Source organism: Shinella sp. GW835-FHT14H05, assembly GCF_058793575.1.
The window spans coordinates 408,766-431,157 of sequence record NZ_JBXAFY010000004.1; the positions used below are offsets into that span (position 1 = coordinate 408,766).

Annotated in this window: 21 protein-coding genes; 12 read left to right on the plus strand and 9 right to left on the minus strand. The window is 65.1% G+C overall.

What is annotated here, in order from left to right; all coding sequences use genetic code 11:
• Nucleotides 1–10: 10 nt before the first annotated feature.
• From AC1Q6Z_RS16620 to AC1Q6Z_RS16650, 7 genes are all read left to right on the plus strand, one after another.
• Entirely contained in the window at nt 11–1,060 is a 1,050-nt protein-coding gene (locus AC1Q6Z_RS16620; RefSeq protein ID WP_492648595.1) for a glycoside hydrolase family 5 protein, read from the plus strand.
• Between the two features lie 160 nt (nt 1,061–1,220).
• Nucleotides 1,221–1,397, plus strand: a complete 177-nt coding sequence (locus AC1Q6Z_RS16625; RefSeq protein WP_492648596.1) for a hypothetical protein — start codon at nt 1,221–1,223, stop codon at nt 1,395–1,397.
• On the plus strand, nt 1,394–1,648 hold the full coding sequence (locus AC1Q6Z_RS16630; RefSeq protein WP_439614715.1) for an acyl carrier protein: 255 nt from the start codon (nt 1,394–1,396) through the stop codon (nt 1,646–1,648). Before AC1Q6Z_RS16625 ends, AC1Q6Z_RS16630 begins: the two co-directional genes overlap by 4 nt.
• Nucleotides 1,645–2,817 carry an acyl-CoA dehydrogenase family protein gene (locus tag AC1Q6Z_RS16635; protein ID WP_492648597.1) on the plus strand — a complete coding sequence of 391 codons (1,173 nt, stop codon included), beginning with the start codon at nt 1,645–1,647 and terminating at the stop codon, nt 2,815–2,817. The genes AC1Q6Z_RS16630 and AC1Q6Z_RS16635 overlap by 4 nt, the downstream gene beginning before the upstream one ends.
• A gap of 5 nt (nt 2,818–2,822) precedes the next feature.
• A complete protein-coding gene (locus AC1Q6Z_RS16640; RefSeq protein WP_492648598.1) occupies nt 2,823–3,737 on the plus strand; it encodes an amino acid--[acyl-carrier-protein] ligase in 915 nt (304 codons plus the stop codon).
• Nucleotides 3,738–3,739: 2 nt separating this feature from the next.
• A complete protein-coding gene (locus AC1Q6Z_RS16645; RefSeq protein ID WP_492648599.1) occupies nt 3,740–4,708 on the plus strand; it encodes a DUF1839 family protein in 969 nt (322 codons plus the stop codon).
• Between the two features lie 45 nt (nt 4,709–4,753).
• Nucleotides 4,754–7,159 (plus strand): glycoside hydrolase family 2 protein, encoded by a 2,406-nt coding sequence (locus tag AC1Q6Z_RS16650; RefSeq protein WP_492648627.1) that lies wholly within the window; start codon nt 4,754–4,756, stop codon nt 7,157–7,159.
• Between the two features lie 69 nt (nt 7,160–7,228).
• Here AC1Q6Z_RS16650 and AC1Q6Z_RS16655 read toward each other — a convergent pair whose 3' ends face one another.
• A complete protein-coding gene (locus AC1Q6Z_RS16655) occupies nt 7,229–7,420 on the minus strand; it encodes a hypothetical protein (RefSeq protein WP_435266916.1) in 192 nt (63 codons plus the stop codon).
• A 151-nt stretch (nt 7,421–7,571) separates the two neighbouring features.
• On the opposite strand from AC1Q6Z_RS16655, the gene AC1Q6Z_RS16660 reads away from it, so the two are divergent.
• Both AC1Q6Z_RS16660 and AC1Q6Z_RS16665 read left to right on the plus strand, forming a co-directional pair.
• Entirely contained in the window at nt 7,572–8,153 is a 582-nt protein-coding gene (locus tag AC1Q6Z_RS16660; RefSeq protein WP_492648600.1) for an IMPACT family protein, read from the plus strand.
• Between the two features lie 258 nt (nt 8,154–8,411).
• On the plus strand, nt 8,412–9,071 hold the full coding sequence (locus AC1Q6Z_RS16665) for a peroxiredoxin (RefSeq protein WP_439626113.1): 660 nt from the start codon (nt 8,412–8,414) through the stop codon (nt 9,069–9,071).
• Nucleotides 9,072–9,240: 169 nt separating this feature from the next.
• Here AC1Q6Z_RS16665 and AC1Q6Z_RS16670 read toward each other — a convergent pair whose 3' ends face one another.
• The 4 genes from AC1Q6Z_RS16670 to gcl form a co-directional block, all read right to left on the minus strand.
• Nucleotides 9,241–10,509 (minus strand): glycerate kinase type-2 family protein, encoded by a 1,269-nt coding sequence (locus tag AC1Q6Z_RS16670; protein ID WP_492648601.1) that lies wholly within the window; start codon nt 10,507–10,509, stop codon nt 9,241–9,243.
• 186 nt (nt 10,510–10,695) lie between these two features.
• Entirely contained in the window at nt 10,696–11,580 is an 885-nt protein-coding gene (locus AC1Q6Z_RS16675) for a 2-hydroxy-3-oxopropionate reductase (RefSeq protein WP_435266919.1), read from the minus strand.
• A 35-nt stretch (nt 11,581–11,615) separates the two neighbouring features.
• Nucleotides 11,616–12,395 (minus strand): hydroxypyruvate isomerase, encoded by a 780-nt coding sequence (gene hyi / locus AC1Q6Z_RS16680; protein ID WP_492648602.1) that lies wholly within the window; start codon nt 12,393–12,395, stop codon nt 11,616–11,618.
• Nucleotides 12,396–12,405: 10 nt separating this feature from the next.
• On the minus strand, nt 12,406–14,190 hold the full coding sequence (gcl, locus tag AC1Q6Z_RS16685) for a glyoxylate carboligase (protein WP_439614708.1): 1,785 nt from the start codon (nt 14,188–14,190) through the stop codon (nt 12,406–12,408).
• A 165-nt stretch (nt 14,191–14,355) separates the two neighbouring features.
• On the opposite strand from gcl, the gene bhcR reads away from it, so the two are divergent.
• Entirely contained in the window at nt 14,356–15,183 is an 828-nt protein-coding gene (bhcR, locus tag AC1Q6Z_RS16690) for an HTH-type transcriptional regulator BhcR (RefSeq protein WP_256121349.1), read from the plus strand.
• 55 nt (nt 15,184–15,238) lie between these two features.
• Entirely contained in the window at nt 15,239–15,535 is a 297-nt protein-coding gene (locus tag AC1Q6Z_RS16695) for a hypothetical protein (RefSeq protein ID WP_492648603.1), read from the plus strand.
• On the opposite strand, the gene guaD is transcribed toward AC1Q6Z_RS16695, so the two are convergent.
• Both guaD and AC1Q6Z_RS16705 read right to left on the minus strand, forming a co-directional pair.
• Entirely contained in the window at nt 15,536–16,870 is a 1,335-nt protein-coding gene (gene guaD, locus AC1Q6Z_RS16700) for a guanine deaminase (protein ID WP_492648604.1), read from the minus strand. It abuts the gene before it with no gap.
• Complete coding sequence (locus tag AC1Q6Z_RS16705) at nt 16,867–18,108, minus strand: urate hydroxylase PuuD (protein ID WP_435266924.1); 1,242 nt, start codon at nt 18,106–18,108, stop codon at nt 16,867–16,869. The genes guaD and AC1Q6Z_RS16705 overlap by 4 nt, the downstream gene beginning before the upstream one ends.
• 141 nt (nt 18,109–18,249) lie before the next feature.
• Here AC1Q6Z_RS16705 and AC1Q6Z_RS16710 point away from each other — a divergent pair, with 141 nt between their 5' ends.
• The gene (locus AC1Q6Z_RS16710) at nt 18,250–19,194 is read left to right on the plus strand and encodes a LysR family transcriptional regulator (protein WP_492648605.1); all 945 of its coding nucleotides are present in this window, start codon (nt 18,250–18,252) and stop codon (nt 19,192–19,194) included.
• Here AC1Q6Z_RS16710 and xdhC read toward each other — a convergent pair.
• Nucleotides 19,184–20,032 carry a xanthine dehydrogenase accessory protein XdhC gene (xdhC, locus tag AC1Q6Z_RS16715; protein ID WP_492648606.1) on the minus strand — a complete coding sequence of 283 codons (849 nt, stop codon included), beginning with the start codon at nt 20,030–20,032 and terminating at the stop codon, nt 19,184–19,186. The genes AC1Q6Z_RS16710 and xdhC overlap by 11 nt on opposite strands.
• A gap of 4 nt (nt 20,033–20,036) precedes the next feature.
• The gene (gene xdhB, locus AC1Q6Z_RS16720; protein WP_492648607.1) at nt 20,037–22,391 is read right to left on the minus strand and encodes a xanthine dehydrogenase molybdopterin binding subunit; all 2,355 of its coding nucleotides are present in this window, start codon (nt 22,389–22,391) and stop codon (nt 20,037–20,039) included.
• Between the last annotated feature and the right edge of the window lies 1 nt (nt 22,392).

Genomic DNA, 22,392 nt, shown 5'->3' on the forward strand with positions numbered 1-22,392 from the left:
GAGACAAGGCATGCGATCCTCATCCGGCGCGGCAATACTTTTTCGGGCGGTGGCGGCCATGGTGGCGATAGCGGTTCCCGTCACGGCGAGCGCCGGCTGCCTGCGCGGCGTCAATCTCGCCGGCGCCGAATTCGGCGAGGGTCGCGGCACCTTCGACAAGGACTATACCTACCCTTCGAAGGAGACGATCGCCTATTTCGCCGGCAAAGGATTCAATGCGGTGCGCCTGCCCTTCAAGTGGGAGCGGCTGCAACCGCGCCTCAATCGCGGCTTCGACAAGGCGGAGCGCAAGCGGCTCACCGCGACCGTCAAGGCCCTGCGCGCCGCCGGCATGACTGTCATCCTCGACCCGCACAACTATGCTTACTACGGCGACAAGCAGATCGGCTCGACCGAGGTGCCGGACAGCGCGTTTGCCGATTTCTGGCAGCGGCTCGCCGAGGACTACAAGGACGACGACGGCGTGCAGTTCGGCCTGATGAACGAGCCGCACGACGTGCCGGCCACGCAATGGCTCGCCTCCGCCAACGCGGCCATCGCCGCCATCCGCGAGACCGGTGCGAAAAACCTCGTGCTGGTGCCGGGAACGGTCTGGACCGGTGCGCATAGCTGGGAGGAAGAGCGCGAAGGCGGCGCCAACGGCACCGTCATGCTCGGCATCGCGGATCCGGCCGACAACCATGCCTATGAGGTGCACCAGTACCTGGACGGCGACTTTTCCGGAAAGGCAACCACCTGCGAGCGGGCGGACGATGCCGTGACGGCGCTGGAGCGCTTCACCGACTGGCTGAAGCGCAACGGCAAGCGCGGCTTCCTCGGCGAATTCGGCGGCTCGGCCGACCAGGCTTGCCTGGATGGCCTTGCCCGCATGACGGCGCTTGTCGGCAAGGAACAAGACGTCTGGACCGGCTGGACCTACTGGGCCGGCGGCGACTGGTGGCCGGCGACCGAACCGCTCAACATCCAGCCGACCGCCGACGGCGACCGCCCGCAGCTTGCGGCCCTTGTCGCCGGCGGTGAACTGCCGGCCAAGCCCGGAAGCTGCCCTGCACTGCCCTGACCCTTTCCGCCAGCCTGAATTTCGCCTTGTCCCACACGCTTTGCGATTATGGCTAACAGAGCTTCAACAGCGCCGAAGCGTGCCGTTTCGCAACACCGCCCCTCCCGCGCAATACCCTGGAAAACCGGGGCTCTTCGATCTTCCTTCATGAAGCTTCACAATGGGTCGCGCCACCTTGATGCATCCCTCCGGCGCGCTTCACGAAATCTTATCCATGTCCTTTCAGCCGATCTTATCAACCGTCGGTTATGCCTTTTGGGAAGAATACGCCAAGAGCCCGCTGTCCGGCCGGCGCACGAAAATGCCGGCACAAAAAACGATGGAGAAAGCGACATGAAGCAGAAGATCCGTGACATCCTGGCAAAACACGGCGCCCTCCCGGTTCCGGTCGATCAGCTTGCGGACGATTCCGATCTCTATGCGGCCGGCCTTTCCTCCTTCGCCTCCGTGCAGGTGATGCTCGGCATCGAGGAAGCCTTCGACGTCGAGTTCCCCGACAATCTCCTGAACCGCAAGTCCTTCCAGAGCATCGCCGCGATCACGCGGGCGGTCGAAGGCCTGACCGGCAGCGCGGAGGCCGCCGAATGACCATGACCGTCGGTACGAGCTTCGCGGAACGCGCCCAGCGCGTCTCCGCCGTGGCCGCAGTGCATGCCGACGACGTGGACGCCAGGGGCCGTTTCCCGCGGGAAGCCGTCGACGCGATGATCGCCGAACGGCTGCTGTCGATCCAGATCCCCGCCAGCCTCGGCGGCGAGGATGCCAGCGTCTCCGAGATCGCCGAGGCCTGTTCGCTTCTCGGCCAGAGCTGCTCGGCCGCCGCCATGGTTTTTGCCATGCACCACATCAAGCTTTCAAGCCTCGTCACGCATGGCGCCGACAGCGCCTGGCATTCCGCCTTCATGCGCCGCGTCGCGGACGAACAGCTGCTGCTCGCCTCGGCGACGACCGAAGGCGGCATCGGCGGCAACCTGCGCAACAGCATCTGCGCGATCGAAATCGACGGCGATACCTGCCGGCTCACCAAGGATGCGACCGTCATCTCCTACGGTGCGCATGCCGACGCGATCCTCATCACGTCCCGCGCCCATGCCGAAGCCGCTTCGACCGACCAGGTCATGACCGTCTTCACGAAGGACCAGTATACATTGGAGCAGACCCATGTCTGGGACACGCTCGGCATGCGCGGCACCTGCTCGGATGGCTGGCTGTTCAAGGGCGAGGCGCCGAAGGAACAGATCCTTCCCAAACCCTTTGCCGAGATCGCCGCCCAGTCGATGCTCGCCACCTCGCACCTCCTGTGGAGCGGCGTGTGGTACGGCATCGCGGTCAACGCCGTCTCGCGCGCCCAGGCCTTCGTGCGCGCCGCCGCCCGCAAGAGCCCCGGTGTGGCACCGCCCGGCGCGCTGCGCCTTGCGGAGGCCTCGAACCTGCTCCAGCTCGTCAAGTCGAACACGATCGCCGGGCTCAAGGAATATGAAGCCGCCAAGGCCGATCCAGACAAGCTGTCCTCCATGGGCTTTGCGGTGGCGATGAACAACGTGAAGATCGCCTCTTCGGAAACGGTCCTCACGATCATCAACCAGGCGATGCTGATCTGCGGCATCATGGGCTACAAGAACGGTACGCCCTTCAGCCTCGGCCGACACCTGCGCGATGCGCATTCGGCCCAGCTCATGATCTCCAACGACCGCATTCTCGGCAATACGTCGAACCTGCTGCTCGTTCACAAACAAGACACCAGCCTGACGGGGTGAAACCGATGGACATGCAAACCTCTCTTCTCGACAGGCTCTTCTCAACCGGCCTGCTCATCGATACCGGCGTGGAAGGCCTCTATGGCCGCAGCGGCGCCTTCGAGGACGTGATCGCCCGCTTCGAGCGGCTGATCGACGCCTATGGCGGCGCCGACGGCGCGGAGGCCATGCGCTTCCCGCCGGGCATGAACCGCGCGCATTTCGAGACATCCGGCTACATGAAGAGCTTCCCGCAGCTCGCCGGCACCGTGCACAGCTTCTGCGGCGGCGAACTCGACCATATGAGCCTGCTGCAATGCATGGAAGTCGGCGGCGACTGGATGAAGGACCAGAAGCCGACCGATATCGTGCTGACGCCGGCCGCCTGCTACCCGCTCTATCCGACGATCGCCAAGCGCGGCCGTTTGCCGGCTAAGGGTGGCCTTTTCGACCTGCAATCCTACTGCTTCCGCCACGAGCCCTCGAACGATCCGGCCCGCCAGCAGCTTTTCCGCATGCGTGAATATGTCTGCATGGGCACGCAGGATCATGTGACGGAGTTCCGCCAGACCTGGATGGACCGTGGCCTCGAAATGATGGCCAAGGTCGGCCTCGACGTGACGATGGATGTCGCGAACGACCCGTTCTTCGGCCGCGCCGGCCGCATGCTCGCCAACAACCAGCGCGACCAGAACCTGAAGTTCGAGCTGCTGATCCCCGTGACGTCAGCCGCCAAGCCGACGGCCTGCATGAGCTTCAACTACCATCAGGACGCATTTGGCGCCAAGTGGGGCCTGAACCTCGAAAACGGCGACGTCGCGCACACCGCCTGCGTCGGCTTCGGCCTGGAGCGCATCGCGCTCGCGCTCTTCGCCCGCCATGGCCTCGATATCGCCCTTTGGCCGGCCGAGGTCCGCAAGGTGCTGGGATACCAGGACTGAGCATGGCCGCCGTCTTCGCCGGGGCCGATCCCGAGACCTACCGGCCGCACGCGCTGCACGATGCGGAGCGCATGTGGCCGGAGACCAACTGCTATGTCGATCTCTGGATCGAGGTGCTGAACGCCTTCGGCACCACGCCGGAGGCGATGCTCGGGTTTTCCGTGACCCAGGACTTCGAGGGCGACCAGTTCACCTTCTTCAAGGTGCCGCTGGAAGACCTCGAAAGCCTCTACGGCATCCGCGCGACGGAACTCGCCATCTTCGACAGGGTTGAGACACACGTCGCGACCCAGATCGCGCGCGGCCGCCTCTGCCTCGTCGAGATGGACAGTTTTTACATGCCCGATACCCGCGGCGTCGCCTATGGCCAGGAGCATGGCAAGACGACGGTGGCGATCAACCGGCTGGACCTTGAGAACAAGCGGCTCGACTATTTCCACAATGCCGGCTTCTTCCGGCTGGAGGGTGCGGATTTCGACGGCCTGTTCCATTTGAACGACGGCCCGGACGAGCTGCCCTTCCTGCCCTATACGGAATTCGCCAAATTCCCGGACAAACGACCTGACGAGGCGCATCTCCGCCGTGAAGCCAGGCGCCTGCTCGCCGTCCATTTCGCCCGGCGCCCGGCGGCAAACCCGGTCGCGGCTTTCGCGAGCGTCTTCCCGCACCAGGTGGAAGCGGTGGCGGATCGCCCCTTCGGCTTCTTCCACAAATACGCCTTCAACACGCTGCGCCAGCTCGGCGCGAATTTCGAGCTTGCCGGCAGCCACCTCGACTGGATCGCGCCCGATGGCAGCCTCACTGAGGCCGCCGAGGCCGCGCGGAAAATATCCGAGACGGCGAAATCCGTGCAGTTCCAGATCGCCCGCGCCGTGACCCGCCGCAAGTTCGAACCGCTGGCAACCGCGCTCGATCCGGCGATCGAAGCCTGGGACAGGCTGATGGCGACGCTCGCCGCCCGCATCGGCTGACGGAGGATGTGCTTGACCGAAAACGACCTTTCGAGCGGCTGGCGCATGATCCTGACGCCCGCCGGCGCCGCTACAGATCCGGCGGCGCTCGAAGCCTTTTCCGATGTCATCGACGCCCCCGTGCCCGGCACCGTTGCCGGCGCGCTGGAGCGCGCCGGCCGCTTCGACCGCACCGCGCCCGCGCCGCTCGACCACCTCGACGCCTGGTATGTGCTCGACCTCGCCGAGGCGCCGGGAGCGGCTGTCCTGCATTTCGACGGCCTCGCCACGGTGGCCGAGGTTTGGTGGAACGGCGCGCTGGCGCTGTCGTCCGACAGCATGTTCGTGCGTCACACGCTGCCCGTCACGCTTACCGGCACCGACCGCCTCGCCCTCTGCTTCCGCGCGCTGAAACCGCACCTGGAAAAACGCGGCCCCCGCGCCCGCTGGCGGCCGCAGATGATCACGCCGCAGGGCCTGCGCCTCGTGCGCACCACGCTGCTCGGCCGCATGCCGGGTTGGTGCCCCGAAGTTCACGCCGCCGGCCCCTGGCGTCCCGTGCGCCTCTCGCGGCCCACGCCCGCCGTTCCTGCTGATATCCGGATATCCTCGCGGCTCGATGAGGATGGCACCGGGCGGCTCGACGTTCGCTTCAACTTCAACAGCGCTACCCTGCCTACCGTGGAATGCGCGGGCGCTAGCGCTATCGCAGTGCCCGATGGCGAAGTTGGTTTCACCGCCAGCCTCACGATTCCCGACGTCGCAGCCTGGTGGCCGCGCACGCATGGCGAACCCGTTCTGCACGACGTCTCCCTCGTCGCGGATGGCAAGCGCCATGCGATCGGCCGCACGGGCTTCCGGCGCATCGCAATCAACCGCGGCGCGGACGGGCGGGATTTCGCGCTCCTCGTCAACCGGACGAAGGTTTTCTGCCGTGGCGCCGTCTGGACCACGGCGGATATCGTCGATCTTCCCGGCAATCGCGAGCGCTACGAACCGCTGCTAAGGCTCGCCGCGGACGCCAACATGAACATGCTGCGCATCGGCGGCACCATGGCCTATGAGACGCCGGACTTCTTTGTGCTGTGCGATGAGCTCGGGCTGATGGTCTGGCAGGATTTCCAGTTCGCCAATTTCGATTACCCGGCAAACGATCCCGCCTTTGCGGAGAACGTGCGCAAGGAGGTATCCCAGTTCCTCGACGCGACCGCCGCCTCGCCATCGCTTGCCGTGCTGTGCGGCGGCAGCGAGATCGACCAGCAGGCGGCGATGCTCGGCCTGCCGGAAGCGTCGTGGGCCGGGCCGCTGACCCGCGACATCCTGCCAGCGTTGGTGGCTACCCACCGCCCCGACGTGCCCTATGTCGAAAACTCTCCGAGCGGCGGCGCCATGCCTTTTTCGCCGAATGCCGGCGTGACGCATTATTACGGCGTCGGCGCCTATTGCCGGCCGCTGGAGGATGCACGGCGGGCAGAGGTGCGCTTCTCCGCCGAAAGCCTCGCCTTCGCCAATGTGCCGGAACAGCAGACGCTGGACGCCCATCTGCCGGTGCCCGCCGTGCACGATCCGCGCTGGAAGGCCCGCGTCCCGCGCGACCGGGGTGCCTCCTGGGATTTCGAGGATGTGCGCGACCACTATCTCGGCCTGCTCTACGGCCATGATCCGGCGCGCCTGCGCCGCGAGGACCCGGCCCGCTACCTCGATTTCTCCCGCGCCGTCGTGGCCGAAGTGATGGAGGCGACCTTTGCGGAATGGCGCCGTTCGCAATCCACCTGCAACGGTGCGCTGGTCTGGACCTTCCAGGATCTGCTGCCCGGCGCCGGCTGGGGCATCGTGGATGCGACCGGCCTACCGAAATCCGCCTGGCATGCGCTGCGCCGCGCCTTCCGGCCGGTGCAGGTCGCGCTCTCGGACGAGGGCACCAATGGGCTGGACGCGCATGTCATCAACGACAGTGCGGATGAACGGCATCTGGTGCTGGAGCTTTCCTGCCTGCGCCATGGCCGCCAGGCTGTCGTCAGCGGACGGCGCGCGATCACCCTTGCCCCGCATTCTGCCGAAACGCTGCCGGCAACCGACCTCTTCGGTGCCTTCTTCGACACGACCTATGCCTTCCGTTTCGGTCCGCCCTCACACGACGTGACCGTCGGGCGGCTAAGCGACGCGGATGGAACAGTGGTTTCGGAGGCGTTTCATTTCCCGCGCGGCCGGGCGGAGGCCCTGTTTTCCGCTGCCGCTACGCCGGCGTTGCGGCAGGATGCTGACGGTTGGGTCTTGGATGTGTCAACGGATCGTTTCGCGCAGTCCGTCGCAATAGAAGCCGAAGGCTTCGTTCCGTCGGACAACTGGTTCCACCTGGCGCCCGGCGCCCTGAAAACCATCCGCCTCGCGCCCCGCGCCGGCACCGATCCGGCGGCAAAACCCAGCGGGGAAATCCGCGGCCTCGGCCTGGAGGCCGTCGTCAGTTTTTGAGCTTCCTGTGGGATGTCGAAGACCGGACCACAGGAAATCACCGATGATTTTCTGTAGTCGGCCACTGCATCAGAAGAAAACGTGCAACGGCCACTGTACCGGGCGGCGGGAATAGGAAAGCCGGCTGCCTTCGAGCGGAAGCCTGTCCTGCTCGCCGGAATCGACCGTCTCTTCGGCCTCGCGGGTTTCTTCGGTCTTCGGCTGGAAGCCGACTGGATAGAGGTTGAAGTAACCGAGCGTCACGCCACCGAGATACATCATGCCATCGCTTCCGTTGCTGTTACGATCCGGTCAACATCATGGCAAAATCGTGGCATCTGTCAATAGTCCATAAAATTAGTGCTCTATTCGACCCTTGATTGCACGGCGCCCGTGGGTTTACGAGGCATCTCCACGCCACCGGATCGACCCCTTGTACACGCTGGACCAGACCGAGACTTTCGAGCAGGAAATCCGCAAGAGCCGGTTCCGCGCGATCGCCTGTCCGGTCGAGAGCGAGGCAGAGGCGAAGGCCCGGCTGGCGGAGGTTTCCGACATGGCGGCCACCCACAATTGCTGGGCCTGGCGGATCGGCCAAGCCTACCGCTTCAGCGATGACGGCGAACCGAGCGGCACGGCGGGAAAGCCGATCCTGCAGGCAATCGACGGGCAGGCGCTCGATCGCACGCTTGTGGTCGTCACGCGCTGGTTCGGCGGCATTCTTCTGGGCAGCGGCGGGCTGATCCGCGCCTATGGCGGCACGGCGGCCCTCTGCCTGCGCGCCGCCGCCAAGACCGAATATGTCGAGCGGGTCGCGCTCTCCGTCTCGCTCGGCTTTTCCGATCTCGCCCTGGTGAAGGCGCGGCTTGCCGCCCTGCCGGGGCTGGTGATGGACGACGAGACCTATCACGATACGGGCGCACGCCTTTCCGTCCGCGTGCCGGCGGACAAGGCGAAGGAGACCGGCCGGCTGATCGTGGATCTCACCAGCGGGCGGGCCGAAATCGGCGATTGAGGCCAGATTCGCCCCGCCCACCAAAATAAAATCCCCTTCCATTTCGCGGCGCTTCCGGAGAACGGTTTGGCGCGGCGGCATAGCAACGCCGAATGCCTTGTTGCTGCGGGCGGGATAGACGCAAAGATGCGCTCCCGGCGCCTCCGGCAGCAACGGCTTGCCGCTATAGGCAAGGCGGAATTTTCGTTCTACACCCGCCGGGATATATTCTCGCGGGCCGTTTGCCTGCGATCCCGCACGACAGAGAGGACGAGACCCATGAGCCTGCGCATCAACGACATCGCTCCGGACTTCACCGCCGAAACCACTGCCGGCACGATCGGCTTCCATGACTGGATCGGCGACGGCTGGGCCGTGCTCTTCTCGCACCCCAAGAATTTTACCCCGGTCTGCACCACCGAGCTCGGCGCCATGGCCGGCCTAGAAGGCGAATTTCGCAAGCGCGGCGTCAAGATCATCGGCATCTCGGTCGATCCGGTCGAAAGCCACGGCAAGTGGAAGAACGACATCCGCACCGCCACAGGCTTCGACGTGGAATATCCGCTGATCGGCGACAAGGATCTCGCGGTCGCGAAACTCTACGACATGCTGCCGGCCGCCGCCGGTGAGACGTCCGAAGGCCGCACGCCCGCCGACAACGCCACCGTGCGCTCCGTCTTCGTCATCGGCCCGGACAAGAAGATCAAGCTGATCCTCACCTATCCGATGACGACGGGCCGCAATTTCGCGGAAATCCTGCGCGCGATCGATTCGATCCAGCTCACCAGCAAGCACCAGGTGGCAACGCCCGCCAACTGGCAGCAGGGCGAGGACGTCATCATCACCGCCGCCGTTTCCAACGAGGACGCCATCACCCGCTTCGGCGCCTTCGACACGGTGCTGCCGTATCTGCGCAAGACGAAGCAGCCGACCGCCTGATCCGACACCGGCCAGAGAGAGCCAACCTTTCCTCCGTCATGCTCGGGCTTGACCCGAGCATCCACCACCTCATCCGCTGCATGGATCCTCGGCTCAAGGCCGAGGATGACGTTGTTGGGGAGGAGGGCGACGAAACAAAACAGCCCCGGCTTGCCGGGGCTGTTTTCATTTACTGGATGAGGATGGCGCGGAAGTCGTTGACGTTGGTGCCAGTCGGGCCGGGCACGAAGAGGTCGCCGAGCGCGTCGAAGGCGGTCCAGCTGTCGTTGCGGCCGAGATATTCGGCGGCGTCCTTGCCCTTGCCGGCGAGGCGCGCGACGGTGGTGCCGTCGGCGAAGGCGCCGGCATTGTCCTCCGAACCGTCGATGCCGTCCGTATCGGCAGCGAGCGCGGAGAGACCGTCGAGGCCGTCGGTGGCGCAGGCGAAGGACAGCAGGAACTCGCCGTTGCGGCCGCCCTTGCCCTTGCCCTTGATGGTGACGGTGGTTTCACCGCCGGAGAGCACGACAACGGGTTTCTGGAACGGCCGGTCGCGGCGCACCACTTCGGCGGCGATCGCCGCATGCACGCGGCCGACTTCGGCGGCCTCGCCCTCGATCGCATCGGAGAGGATGACGGCCTCGACGCCGGCCTTGCGCGCAACGTCCGCGGCGGCCTCCAGCGAGACGGCGGCGGAGGCGACGAGCTTGACCTCGTTGCGAGCGAAGCAGGCATCGGACGGCAGCGGCGGCTCGTCCTGGCCATCGCGGATATGGCGCATCACGGCTTCGGGCAGATCGAGGCGATAGCGTTCGATGAAGCGCAGCGCATCGGCGCGGGTGGTGGCGTCGGCGATGGTCGGGCCGGAGGCGACGAGGGCGGGATTGTCGCCCGGAATGTCGGAGACGACGAGGGAGACGACGCGGGCGGGGTGGGCGAGGGCAGCAAGACGGCCGCCCTTGATGCGCGAGACCTGCTTGCGCACGGCATTCATGGCGCTGATCGGCGCACCGGAGGCGAGCAGGGCGCGGTTGACGGCGATTTCGTCGGCCAGCGTCAGGTCGCCGGCAGGTGCCGGCAGCAGGGCGGAGCCGCCGCCGCAGATCAGCGCCACGACGAGATCGTCTTCGGTGAGCCCGCGCACGGCGGCCATCAGCCGGCCGGAGGCGAGCAGGCCGCTGTCATCCGGCACCGGATGGGCGGCTTCGAGAACCTCGATGCGCTCGCAGGGAACGGCATAGCCATAGCGCGTGACGATCACGCCGGTCAGCGGCGCATCCCACAGGCGTTCGAAGGCGCGGGCCATCTGCGCGGCACCCTTGCCAGCTCCGATCACCACGGTGCGGCCCCTCGGTTTTTCCGGCAGGTTGGCGGCCAGCACCTTTTCCGGGTCGGCGGCGGCGACCGCGGCGTGAAAGAGCGTTTCGAGAAAGGCGCGCGGATCGGCGATATCAGGCATGGGGTTCCTCCAAGTCTGCGGAATGCTGGTCTTATGAACACGAAGCCCCTCATCCGCAAGCCTGCGTCCCCTTCCGAATGAAGATGACGCGGCGGGATGAGGGGCTCGTATTTCCTCCTCCAGAATGGGTGACCGGGCGGGGCTCCCCTCCCCGCCCGGTCAGGCCGTCGGTCGACGGCTAGGCCGTCATGCGACGGCGTGGTTCGCCATGCGCTCCAGCGCCGTGACGAGACCTGAGTGATCGAGGCCGGCATCGCCGTGGGCGGCGCACTGGTTGAAGAGTTCCTGCGTCGAGGCGGTGTTGGGCAGCGAAACGCCCAGCGCCTTGGCGCCCTGGAGGGCCAGGTTCAGGTCCTTCTGGTGCAGCGAGATGCGGAAGCCCGGATCGAAAGTACGCTTGACCATGCGCTCGCCATGCACTTCGAGAATGCGCGAGGAGGCGAAGCCGCCCATCAGCGCGGCACGCACGCGGGCCGGGTCGGCGCCGGCCTTCGAGGCGAAGACGAGGGCTTCGGCAACCGCTTCGATGGTCAGCGCCACGATGATCTGGTTGGCGACCTTGGTCACCTGGCCGTCACCGCAATCGCCGACGAGCGTGATGTTCTTGCCCATCAGTTGGAACAGCGGCAGCGCCCGGTCGAAACTTTCCTGCGAGCCGCCGGCCATGATGGAGAGCGTGGCGTTCTTGGCGCCCACTTCACCGCCGGACACCGGACCGTCGACATATTCGGCGCCGGTCGCGCGGATCTTCTTGGCGAATTCCTTGGTCTCGATCGGCGAGATCGAGCTCATGTCGATGACGAGCTTGCCGGCGGAGAGACCATAGGAAACACCGTTTTCGCCGAACAGTACGTCCTGCACTTCCGGGGTGTCCGGCAGCATGAGGATGATCGTGTCGACGGTCTCGGCCAGCGCCTTCGGGCTGTCGACGATCTTCAGGCCGTTGTCGAGGAGTTCCTGACGCGGCGCGATTGCGAATTTCGAGGTGATGACGGTGTGGCCGGCGTCCTGAAGGTGACGCGCCATGGGCGTGCCCATGATGCCGAGGCCGATGAAACCGATATTTGCCATGATGCTAACTCCCAGTCTTGAAAATGTTTGGTGGCTCAGCGGCCGATTTCGACCAGCCAGCCGAGGCCTTCCTGCGTGGTGGCGGCCGGCTTGTATTCGCAGCCGATCCAGCCGTCGTAGCCGAGCGCGTCGAGCGTCTTGAACACGAAGGGATAGGCGATCTCGCCGGTGCCCGGTTCGTTGCGGCCCGGATTGTCGGCAAGCTGCACATGGGCGATCTTGGCCTGGTGCTTCTTGAAGGTGCCGATCAGTTCGCCCTCGGTGCGCTGCTGGTGGTAGAGGTCGTACTGGATGAACAGGTTGTCGCTGCCGACTTCGGCGATGAGCGAGGCCGCCTGGTCGGGCGTGTTGAGGTAGAAGCCCGGAATGTCGAAGCGGTTGATCGGCTCGATCAACAGCCGGATTCCGTGTTTGCCGAGTTCGGCGGCCGCAAGCTTCAGGTTGGCGACGAAAGTCGAGCGCAGCACTTCGTGCGAGGCGCCGACCGGGGCGATGCCGGACAGGCAGTTGACCTGCTTGCAGCCGAGCGCCGTCGCATAGTCGATGGCGGAAGCCACGCCGCGGCGGAACTCGTCGACGCGGTCCGGCAGGATGGCAATGCCGCGCTCGCCGCCGGCCCAGTTGCCGGCCGGCAGGTTGTGCAGCACCTGCGTCAGCCCATGCAGATCGAGGGCGGCGCGCAGCGCTTCCTTGTCGAAATCATAGGGGAAGAGGTATTCCACGCCTTCGAAGCCGGCCTTCGCGGCCAGCGCGAAGCGTTCGAGGAACGGCGCCTCGTTGAAGAGCATGGTCAGATTGGCCGCAAATTTCGGCATTTTTTTCTCCTTAGTCCAGCAGTGCCATCGTGGCGGTTGGGGCATCTTCGCCGCGTTCGGCAAGCTCCTCGAACTCGACGACGGCATTGATGTCGGCGCCCATGGCGATGTTGGTGACGCGTTCAAGGATGAACTCGATGACGACGGGAACCTGGTGCTCCTTCATCAGCTTCTGCGCCGTGTTGAAGGCTTCCTGGAACTCGTTCGGGCTGCGGACCCGGATCGCCTTGCAGCCGAGGCCTTCGGCGACCGCGACATGGTCGACGCCGTAGCCGGCTTCCGCATCACCCGATGCGTTGATGTTGTCGAAGGCGAGCGAGACTTCGAAGTCCATGTTGAAGCCGCGCTGAGCCTGGCGGATGAGGCCGAGATAGGAATTGTTCACGACCACATGCAGGTAGGGCAGCTTGTGCTGGGCACCGACCGCAAGCTCCTCGATGAGGAACTGGAAGTCATAGTCGCCGGACAGCGCCACGATCGGGCGGTCCGGATCGGCGGCACGCACGCCGAGCGCTGCCGGCAGCGTCCAGCCGAGCGGGCCGGCCTGGCCGCAATTGATCCAGTTGCGCGGCTTGTAGACATGCAGGAACTGCGCGCCGGCGATCTGCGAAAGGCCGATGGTCGAGACGTAGCAGGTGTCGCGGTCGAAGGCCTTGTTCATTTCCTCGTAGACGCGCTGCGGCTTGAGCGGAGTCTGGTCGAAATGGGTCTTGCGCAGCATGGTGCGCTTGCGCTCGCGGCATTCCTCGGCCCAACCGGACCAGTCGCGCAGCTTGCCGGCGACCTTCCACTCGGTCGCAACGTCGAGGAAGAGTTTAAGCGCGGCGCCGGCATCCGACACGATGCCGAAATCGGGCGTGAAGACGCGGCCGATCTGGGTCGGTTCGATGTCGACATGGACGAAGGTGCGACCCTCCGTATAGGTCGGGATATTGCCGGTGTGGCGGTTGGCCCAGCGGTTGCCGACGCCGAGAACGAAGTCGGAGGCGAGCATGGTCGCATTGCCATAGCGGTGCGAGGTCTGGAGACCGCACATGCCGGCCATCAGCGGATGGTCGTCCGGGATCGTGCCCCAGCCCATCAGCGTCGGGATGACCGGGACGCCGACGATTTCGGCAAATTCGACCAGGAGATCGGACGCATCCGCATTGATGATGCCGCCGCCGGCGACGATCAGCGGCCGCTCGGATGCGTTCAGCATGGCGAGCGCCTTCTCGGCCTGGGCGCGGGTGGCGGCCGGCTTGTAAGGTTCGAGCGGCGCATAGGCGTCGATGTCGAATTCGATTTCGGCGAGCTGGACGTCGATCGGCAGGTCGATCAGGACCGGACCGGGACGGCCCGAGCGCATGGTGTGGAACGCCTTCTGGAAGACGTAGGGAACCAGGCCCGGCTCCATGACGGTGACGGCCCACTTGGTGACGGGAGCCGCGATCTTCGCGATGTCGACGGCCTGGAAATCCTCCTTGTCGAGGCGGGCGCGGGGCGCCTGGCCGGTGATGCAGAGGATCGGGATCGAGTCAGCGGAGGCCGAATAGAGGCCGGTGATCATGTCGGTGCCGGCCGGACCCGACGTGCCGATGCACAGGCCGATATTGCCGGCACGGGCACGGGTATAGCCTTCCGCCATGTGGCTTGCGCCCTCGACGTGGCGGGCGAGAACGTGGCGGACCGTGCCGCGCGCCTTCAGCGCCGAATAGAAGGGATTGATCGCAGCGCCCGGGACGCCGAAGGCACAATCAATGCCTTCCTTTTCCAGAACCAGGACCGCTGCATCGACAGCACGCATTTTTGCCATGGGAATTTCCTCCGTCTCTCGAGTTGGAAGGTAACCCATTTTCGATGGCGCGCAATCATAAAATGGAAATCAATCCCATCATGTGGAAATAAACATTTTCAACGAAACTGGAACAATCGATCCGGGCCAGCTATGTCATGACGTCGGCGGACAGGAGAAAACGACATGGCGGACCATCAGGAAAAGACGCGGGCCAAACCGGGCCGCAAGGCCGGCGAGAATGCGGCGCCCTCTTCGGTGCAGGTGCTCGACCGCAGCCTGAAACTGCTGGAGCTGGTGGCGCAGGCCGATGGTGCCGGCCTGACCGAGCTTGCCGACCAGTCGGCGATGGCGCCCTCCACCGTGCACCGGCTGCTCACCTCGCTTGCCCAGCACGGCATGGTCACCCACGACAATGAGACCGGCGCCTGGACGATCGGCGTGAAGGCCTTCGAGATCGGCACCGCCTATCTGCGCTTCCGCAAGCTCGGCACGATCAGCCGGCCCTTCCTGAAACAGTTGATGGAGGGTTGCGGCGAGACCGCCAACATCGCGATTGAGGACGACGGCGACGTGGTCTTCATCTCGCAGGTGGAAAGTCATGCGCCCATGCGCGCCTTCTTCCGCCCCGGCCGGCGCGGGCCGATCCATGCGTCCGGCATCGGCAAGGCGATCCTGTCGACCTGGCCGGATTCCCGCATCGAGGCGCTGCTCGCCGGCCGCACCTTGCAGCACTTTACCGACAAGACCCGTGACAGCGTGGCGATGCTTCTGGAGGATATCGCAAAGATCCGCATCCGCGGCTGGTCGATCGACGACGAGGAGCACACGCTCGGCATGCGCTGCGTGGCGGCACCGATCTTCGACGAATATGGCGAGGCCGTTGCGGGGATCTCGGTCTCGGGACCGGCGGTGCGCCTGCCGGACGAGAAGGTCGGCGCCTTCGGGCCGGTCGTGCGCGCGGCTGCGGAAGAGTTAACCAAGGCGATGGGTGGGCGGTCGAAGCGCGCTTGACTTTGCCGGCGAAGGGCTCAGTTTTGCCCGGTGAAAATCACGAGAGGATTTCCCGATGCGCATCGTCCGCCCCGCCGTTGCCACCGCCTTCGCGCTGCTTGCCGCAAGCCCGGCCTTTGCAAAGATCCCGCTCGTCAACGCCACCTGCCCCGGCAAGATCGAGGTTCATGCCGACGAAGGCGGGCCGGTCTACATCAACGGCAAGGAAGCCAAGCTCCACGTCTTCAACGACAACTATTACGAGGCCAAGGGCGGCGGCGTCACGATCTCGCTCACCATCCGGCCGGACGGCTCGCCCGACGTGTCCTATACCGGACACGGCGGCGCGAACGGCGTTTGCACCGTCAAATAATCAGGCCGTTTCGAGAACGCGCTTTTCGACGGCCTTACCCTTGCCCTTCATCGCCTTGCCGGCGACATAGACCTCGGCGACGCAGCGGTCGTCGCCCATGGTCTGGAGGATGAAGAGTTCTTCGAGCAGCGAGGTCGCCGTGCGCATGCGATATTCCATCGCCGACTTGGCGCTGGAATCGAGCACGACGATATCCGCATCCGCGCCGGAATGCAGCGAACCGATGTGGTTTTCCAGCCCGAGCGCCCGGGCATTGCCGAGCGTCATGCGGTAGAACGAGCTGAACGGCGTCAGCCGCTGGCCCTGCAGGTGCAGAACCTTGTAGGCCTCGTCCATGGTTTCCAGCATGGAGAAGCTGGTGCCGCCGCCGACATCGGTGGCGACCGACCAGCGCGCGCCGAGCCTGTCGAAACGATCGCGATCGAACAGGCCGGAGCCGAGGAAGAGGTTCGAGGTCGGGCAGAAGACGCCGACGGCGCCGGTCTCCGCCAGAACCGAAATCTCCCGGCCGCTCAGATAGATGCAATGGCCGAGCAGCATGCGGTCGTTCAGCAGGCCGTAGCGGGCGTAGATATCCGTATAGTCCTTCGCCTCCGGATAGAGCGAGGTGGCAAAGGCGATTTCGTCCCTGTTTTCGGAAAGATGTGTCTGAACGTAGCAGGTAGGGTGCTCGGCGACGAGCGCCTGACTCATCTCCAGCTGCTCCGGCGTGGACGTGATAGCGAAGCGCGGGCTGATCGCATAATGCGCGCGGCCGCGGCCGTGCCATTTCTCGATCAGCCGTTTCGTCTCGTCATAGCCCTGCTGCGGCGTGTCGCGCAGCGCATCCGGCGCATTGCGGTCCATCATCACCTTGCCGCCGATCATGCGCATGCCGCGCGCTTCGGCCGCCGAGAAATAGGCGTCGACGCTTTCGGGGTGCACCGAGCAATAGGCGACGGCGGTCGTCGTGCCGTTCGAGAGCAGTTCGTCCATGAAACGATCCGCAACGGCCGCCGCATGGGCGGGGCGCGAAAACTTCTGCTCCTCGACGAAGACATAGGTGTTCAGCCATTCGAGCAGCTGCGCGCCATAGGACGCGATCGCCTGGGTCTGCGGGAAATGCAGGTGCGTATCGATGAGGCCGGGCAGGACGAGGTTCGGCCGGTGATCGGCGATCTCGACCTCGGCACCGGCCAGCTTGCGGATATCGGCATAGTTGCCGGTCTCGACCACCTTGCCGCCCCGCACGAAGACGGCGCCGTCCTCGAAATAGCGGTAGGAAGCGGTGTCATCGATGCCCTGCGGCTCGGCGACGAAGGTGAGCACGCGGCCCCGGATCAGACGTTCGCTCATTGGATTTTCTCCCCGCTCACGGCGCTTTCGTACCAGGAGACGAGGAGGCGGCGCTCCTCGTCGGAAATCTGCGTCAGGTTTGCCGGCGGCATTGCATGGCTGCGGCCGGCCTGCAAATAGATCTCGCGGGCATGGGCGGCGATTTCGCCGTCCGTTTCCAGCACCACGCCCTTCGGCGGGGTGATGATGCCCTCCCAGCCGGGCTCCTTGGCATGGCACATGGAACAGCGGCCGAGCACCGTGTCGCGCACCTTCGGGAAGGCTTCCGCCGTGATGAAGGACTGCTGCACCGCCGAGACCTTGGCATCCGCCGTCTCGCCGGTCAGCACCTTCGGCACCGTGGAGAGCCACATGATGAGGACGAAGAGCAGCGCGGTCGCAAGCCAGGTCCAGGTCGGGTTGCCGGCGTTAGCGTGGGTCGTGTTGAAATAGTGGCGGATGGTGACGCCCATCAGGAAGACCAGCGAGGCGATGATCCAGTTGAACTCCGTGCCGAAGGCCAGCGGATAGTGGTTCGACAGCATGAGGAACAGCACGGGCAGCGTCAGGTAGTTGTTGTGCGTGGAGCGCTGCTTGGCGATCTTGCCGTATTTCGGATCGGGCGTGCGGCCGGCGATGAGGTCGGCGACGACGACGCGCTGGTTCGGCATGATGATGAAGAACACGTTCGCCGACATGATCGTCGCCGTGAAGGCACCGAGATGCAGGAAGGCGGCGCGGCCCGTGAAGAGCTGGGTGTAGCCCCAGGCCACCGCGACCAGGATGAAATAGAGCGCCACCATCAGCCGCGTATTGTCGTTGCCGAAGGGCGACTTGCAGATGAGGTCGTAGATGATCCAGCCGAAGGCGAGCGAGGCCAGCGAAATGGCGATCGCCACGGGCTTGGAGACGTCGAGCACGTTCGGGTCGATCAGGTAGAGGTCGGCGCCCGCGTAATAGACGAGACAGAGCATGCCGAAGCCGGAGAGCCAGGTGACGTAGCTTTCCCACTTGAACCAGACGAGGTGCTCGGGCATCGAGGCCGGCGCCACCAGGTATTTCTGGATGTGGTAGAAACCACCGCCATGCACCTGCCACTCCTCGCCATGCGCGCCCGGCGGCAGCGCGGGGTGCTTCTTCAAGCCCAGGTCGAGCGCGACGAAATAGAACGACGAGCCGATCCAGGCGATCGCCGTGATCACGTGCAGCCAGCGCACGGCAAACATCAGCCAATCCCAGGCTATGGCATATTCGTACATAGGGACCTCCACCCACTTTTCATGGGCTTGTTTGCCATCAAGCGATTTTCTCGGAAATCCCGGTGAATCCCCAACACTTTCAAAAAAATCTATAAGATGGCCCCCACTTTGCTCTGCACGCCAATGTGGTAGAAGGAATCCATGTCCTATCTCGATAATGTGCGCGTCTTCGTTCGCGTGGTCGAACTCGGTACTCTTTCAGCGGCAGGGCGCGACCAGCGTGTCACCCCGGCGGTCGCCAGCAATCGCATCAAGGAACTGGAGCGCCATCTCGGCGTGCGCCTGTTCAACCGCACGACGCGAAAGCTCTCGCCGACCGAACACGGCCGCGTCTTCTACGACGGCGCCGTCAAGATCATCGAGGCGGTGAACGAGGCGGAGGCGGCGATCGCCGATCTTTCGCGCAACCCGAAAGGATCGCTTAGGATCACCGCGCCGCTCGGCATCGGCCGGCGCCTGATCGCGTCCGGCATTCCGGAATTCCACGACAAGTACCCGGATATCGAAGTGCGGGTGCGCCTGTCGGACCACAATGTCGATATCCTCGCCGAAGGCGTCGATGTCGCCTTCAAGCTCGGCGTGCTGGAGGATTCGAACCTGCGCATGCGCGGCATCCTCAATTGCGAGCGCGTGCTCTGTGCCTCGCCCGCCTACCTCGCGCGGCGCGGCGTGCCGGCAAATGCGGATGCGCTGATCGCCGACAAACATGACTGTCTGCTGCTGCGGTATCCCGGTTCGAAGGAATATTTCTGGACACTGGTGACCGCGGAAGGCCCGCGCAAATTCGAAGTCGCCGGCCCCTATGACAGCGATGACGGCGACGTGCTTACCCAATGGGCGCTGGAGGACCGCGGCATCATCAACAAGCCGCTGTTCGAGGTGAAGGCGCACCTGAAGGAAGGCCGGCTGGTCGAAATCCTGAAGGATTCCCCGCCCGCCTCCGTGCAGCTCGCCGCGATCTACCCGCACAAGCGGTTCCAGGACCCGAAGGTCCGCCTGATGATCGACTTCATGGCCGAGCGATGTCAGCGGCTGATCGGCAAGCTGCTCGGTGACGTACCTGCCGACGAAACCACTAGCGGCTGACGGCCCGCAATCTATTGACCCGGCTATCGGTCCAGCTCAACGCCGCCGTCACGATCTCGGCGGCGGCAAGCGTGGCGATGACGGCGGGGCGCTTGTCCTTCAGCGTGGTGCCGCCGATCGGGCAGATTAGGTTTTCGAACAGGCCCGGCTGGCCGAATTCGCGCGACAGCCAGTTGCGGAAGGTCGTGCGTTTCGTCTTCGAGCCGATCATGCCGACATAGGCGGCGTCGGCGCGCTTCAGCGCCTCGGCGGTGATGAGGAAATCGAGCGCGTGGTCGTGGGTGAGAATGACGAAGCTGCTGCCGGCCGGCGCGTCGCGCACCACCGCTTCCGGCATGGCCGTCAGGCAGGTTTCGATGCGTGGCACGGTGGACGCCATGAGCTCGTCCTCCCGCGTATCCACCAGCACGACGCGCAAGGGCGCCAGCGACAGCGCCATGGCGAGTGCATCGCCGACATGGCCGGCACCGAAGACATAGACATGCGGGCGTGCCGCCATTTCGCGATCGCTGCGGGAAATCAGGCTTTTGGCGAGCGCCGGGTTCATGGCGGTGAAGGAAAGCCCGACCCGGCCGCCGCAGCACTGGCCGATCTCCGGGCCGAGCGGCACGTTCATCGGCTCGGCCGCAAGCCCGGAGCGGAGCGCACGCCGCGCCTGGTCGATCGCCATATATTCGAGCTGCCCGCCGCCGATCGTCGCGAAGATCGCCCGGTCCGACACCAGCATCCAGGCATCGGTGTCGCGCGGCGTGGAGCCCGCGGCACCCGTCACCTCGACCAGGATCGACACCGGTTCGCGGCGCAGGAAATCCCGGATGTCTTCGCGCAGGGCGGACATGACATTACCCCTTCTTTTCGCGCTTCAGCCGCTCGATCGCCATCAGAACGCATTCCGGCGTTGCCGGTGCGTCGAGGCGCGGGCAGATCTTGTGATCCGCGACGCTTGCCACCGCGTCCGACAGCGCATGCAACACGGCAAGGCCGAGCGGCAGCGGCGGTTCGCCCACGGCCTTGGAGCGATGGATCGTCGGCTCGTAGGCCTCCGACCAGTCGGTGAGCGCCACGTTGAAGATTTTCGGACGGTCCGAGGCGAGCGGGATCTTGTAGGTGGAGGGCGCGTGGGTGCGCAGCCGCCCCTTGCCGTCCCACCACAGTTCCTCGGTCGTCAGCCAGCCCATGCCCTGGATGAAGCCACCCTCGATCTGGCCGATATCGATGATCCTGTTCAGCGAACGGCCGGTATCGTGCAGGATATCGGTGCGTTCGACGATATATTCGCCGGTCAGCGTATCGACGGAGACTTCGGAACAGGCCGCGCCATAGGCGTAATAGTAGAAGGCGTGGCCGCGGCCCTTGGAGCGATCCCAATGGATCTTCGGCGTCTTGTAGAAGCCGGCGGCCGACAGCTGGACGCGCGCCATATAGGCCTTCTTGACGAGATCGTTAAAGGAGATCTCGGCATTGCCGATGCGCACCCGGTTCGGCAGGAACACCACCTGCTCGCGTGGCACCTGGTGGGTTTCCGCGGCGAAATCGATGAGCCGATCCTTGATCTGGCGGGCAGCATCCTGCGCCGCCATGCCGTTCAAATCGGCGCCCGAGGAGGCGGCAGTCGGCGAGGTGTTCGGCACCTTGGCGGTCGTCGTCGCGGTGATCTTCACGCGGTCGAGATCGATCTGGAACTCTTCCGCGACGACCTGCGCGACCTTGAGATGCAGGCCCTGGCCCATCTCGGTGCCGCCATGGTTCATGTGCACGGAGCCGTCGGTATAGACATGCACCAGCGCGCCGGCCTGGTTCGATTCCGTCTTGGTGAAGGAAATGCCGAACTTGACGGGCGTCAGCGCCAGGCCACGCTTGACGATGCGGCTCTTGGCGTTGAACTCGGCAATCGCCTTGCGGCGGCCGGCATAGTCGGCGCTTTCCTCCAGCTCGGCGACGATGCGCTGGATGATGCAGTCTTCCACCTTCTGGTGATAGGGCGTGACGTTGCGCGTGCCCTCCACGCCCATCGCGTCGTAGAAATTCAGCTTGCGGATATCGAGTGGGTCCTTGCCGACGGCGAAAGCCACCTCGTCGATGACGCGCTCGGCGCCCACCATGCCCTGCGGGCCGCCGAAACCACGAAACGCCGTGTTGGAGACGGTGTTGGTGTAGAGCGGCGCCGACTTGGCATGCACATGCGGGAAGAAATAGGCGTTGTCGCAGTGGAACAGCGCACGGTCGCCCACCGGGCCGGACAGGTCCGCCGAAAAACCGGCCCGTAGCGCGAAGGTGTAGTCGATGCCGAGGATGCGGCCTTCGTCGTCGAAGCCGACATCGTAGTCGATGGCAAAATCGTGCCGCTTGCCGGTGGCGGCCATGTCCTCGTCGCGGTCGAGCCGGACTTTCACGGCGCGGTTCAGCTTCTTGGCGGCAATCGCCGCGAGTGCCGCGCACTGGTTCGCCTGCGTTTCCTTGCCGCCGAAACCGCCGCCCATGCGGCGCACTTCCACCGTCACGGCATGGCTCGGCACGCCGAGCGCGTGCGCGACCATGTGCTGCGTCTCGCTTGGCCCCTGGGTCGAGCAATAGACGAGCACCTCGTCGTCCTCGCCCGGCACGGCGAGCGAGACCTGGCCTTCGAGATAAAAGTGGTCCTGACCGCCGAGCCGCATGCGGCCCTTGATGCGGCGGGGCGCGCTTTCGAGGGCAGCGGCGGCATCGCCGCGCTTCAGCGTCAGCGGGGTGACGACCTGCCGGTGGGTTTTGACGTCGAGGTCCCAGATGTCGATATCGGCCGGCAGTTCCTCGTATTCGATCTTGGCAAGCCGCGCGGCGCGGCGGGCTTCTTCGCGCGTCTCGGCGATCACGCAGAAGATCGGCTGGCCATGGAATTCGACCTTGCCGTTTGCCAGCACCGGATCGTCGTTCATGTAGGAGGGCGAGATATCGTTGACGCCGGGCACGTCCTCATGGGTCAGCACATCGATCACACCCGGCGCGGCGCGCACGGCGGAGAGGTCGACCGATTTCAGGATGCCATGCGCGACGGTCGAGAGGCCGAGGCCGGCATGCAGCGTGCCGGCAGGCTCCGTGATGTCGTCGATATAGACGGCAGTGCCGGCGACGTGCTTGTGCGCCGAGTCGTGGCGCACGCTGGAATGCACGCCGCCGGCAATCTTTTCGGCCTTGAGGTCAGGGGTGTGCTTGTTCATG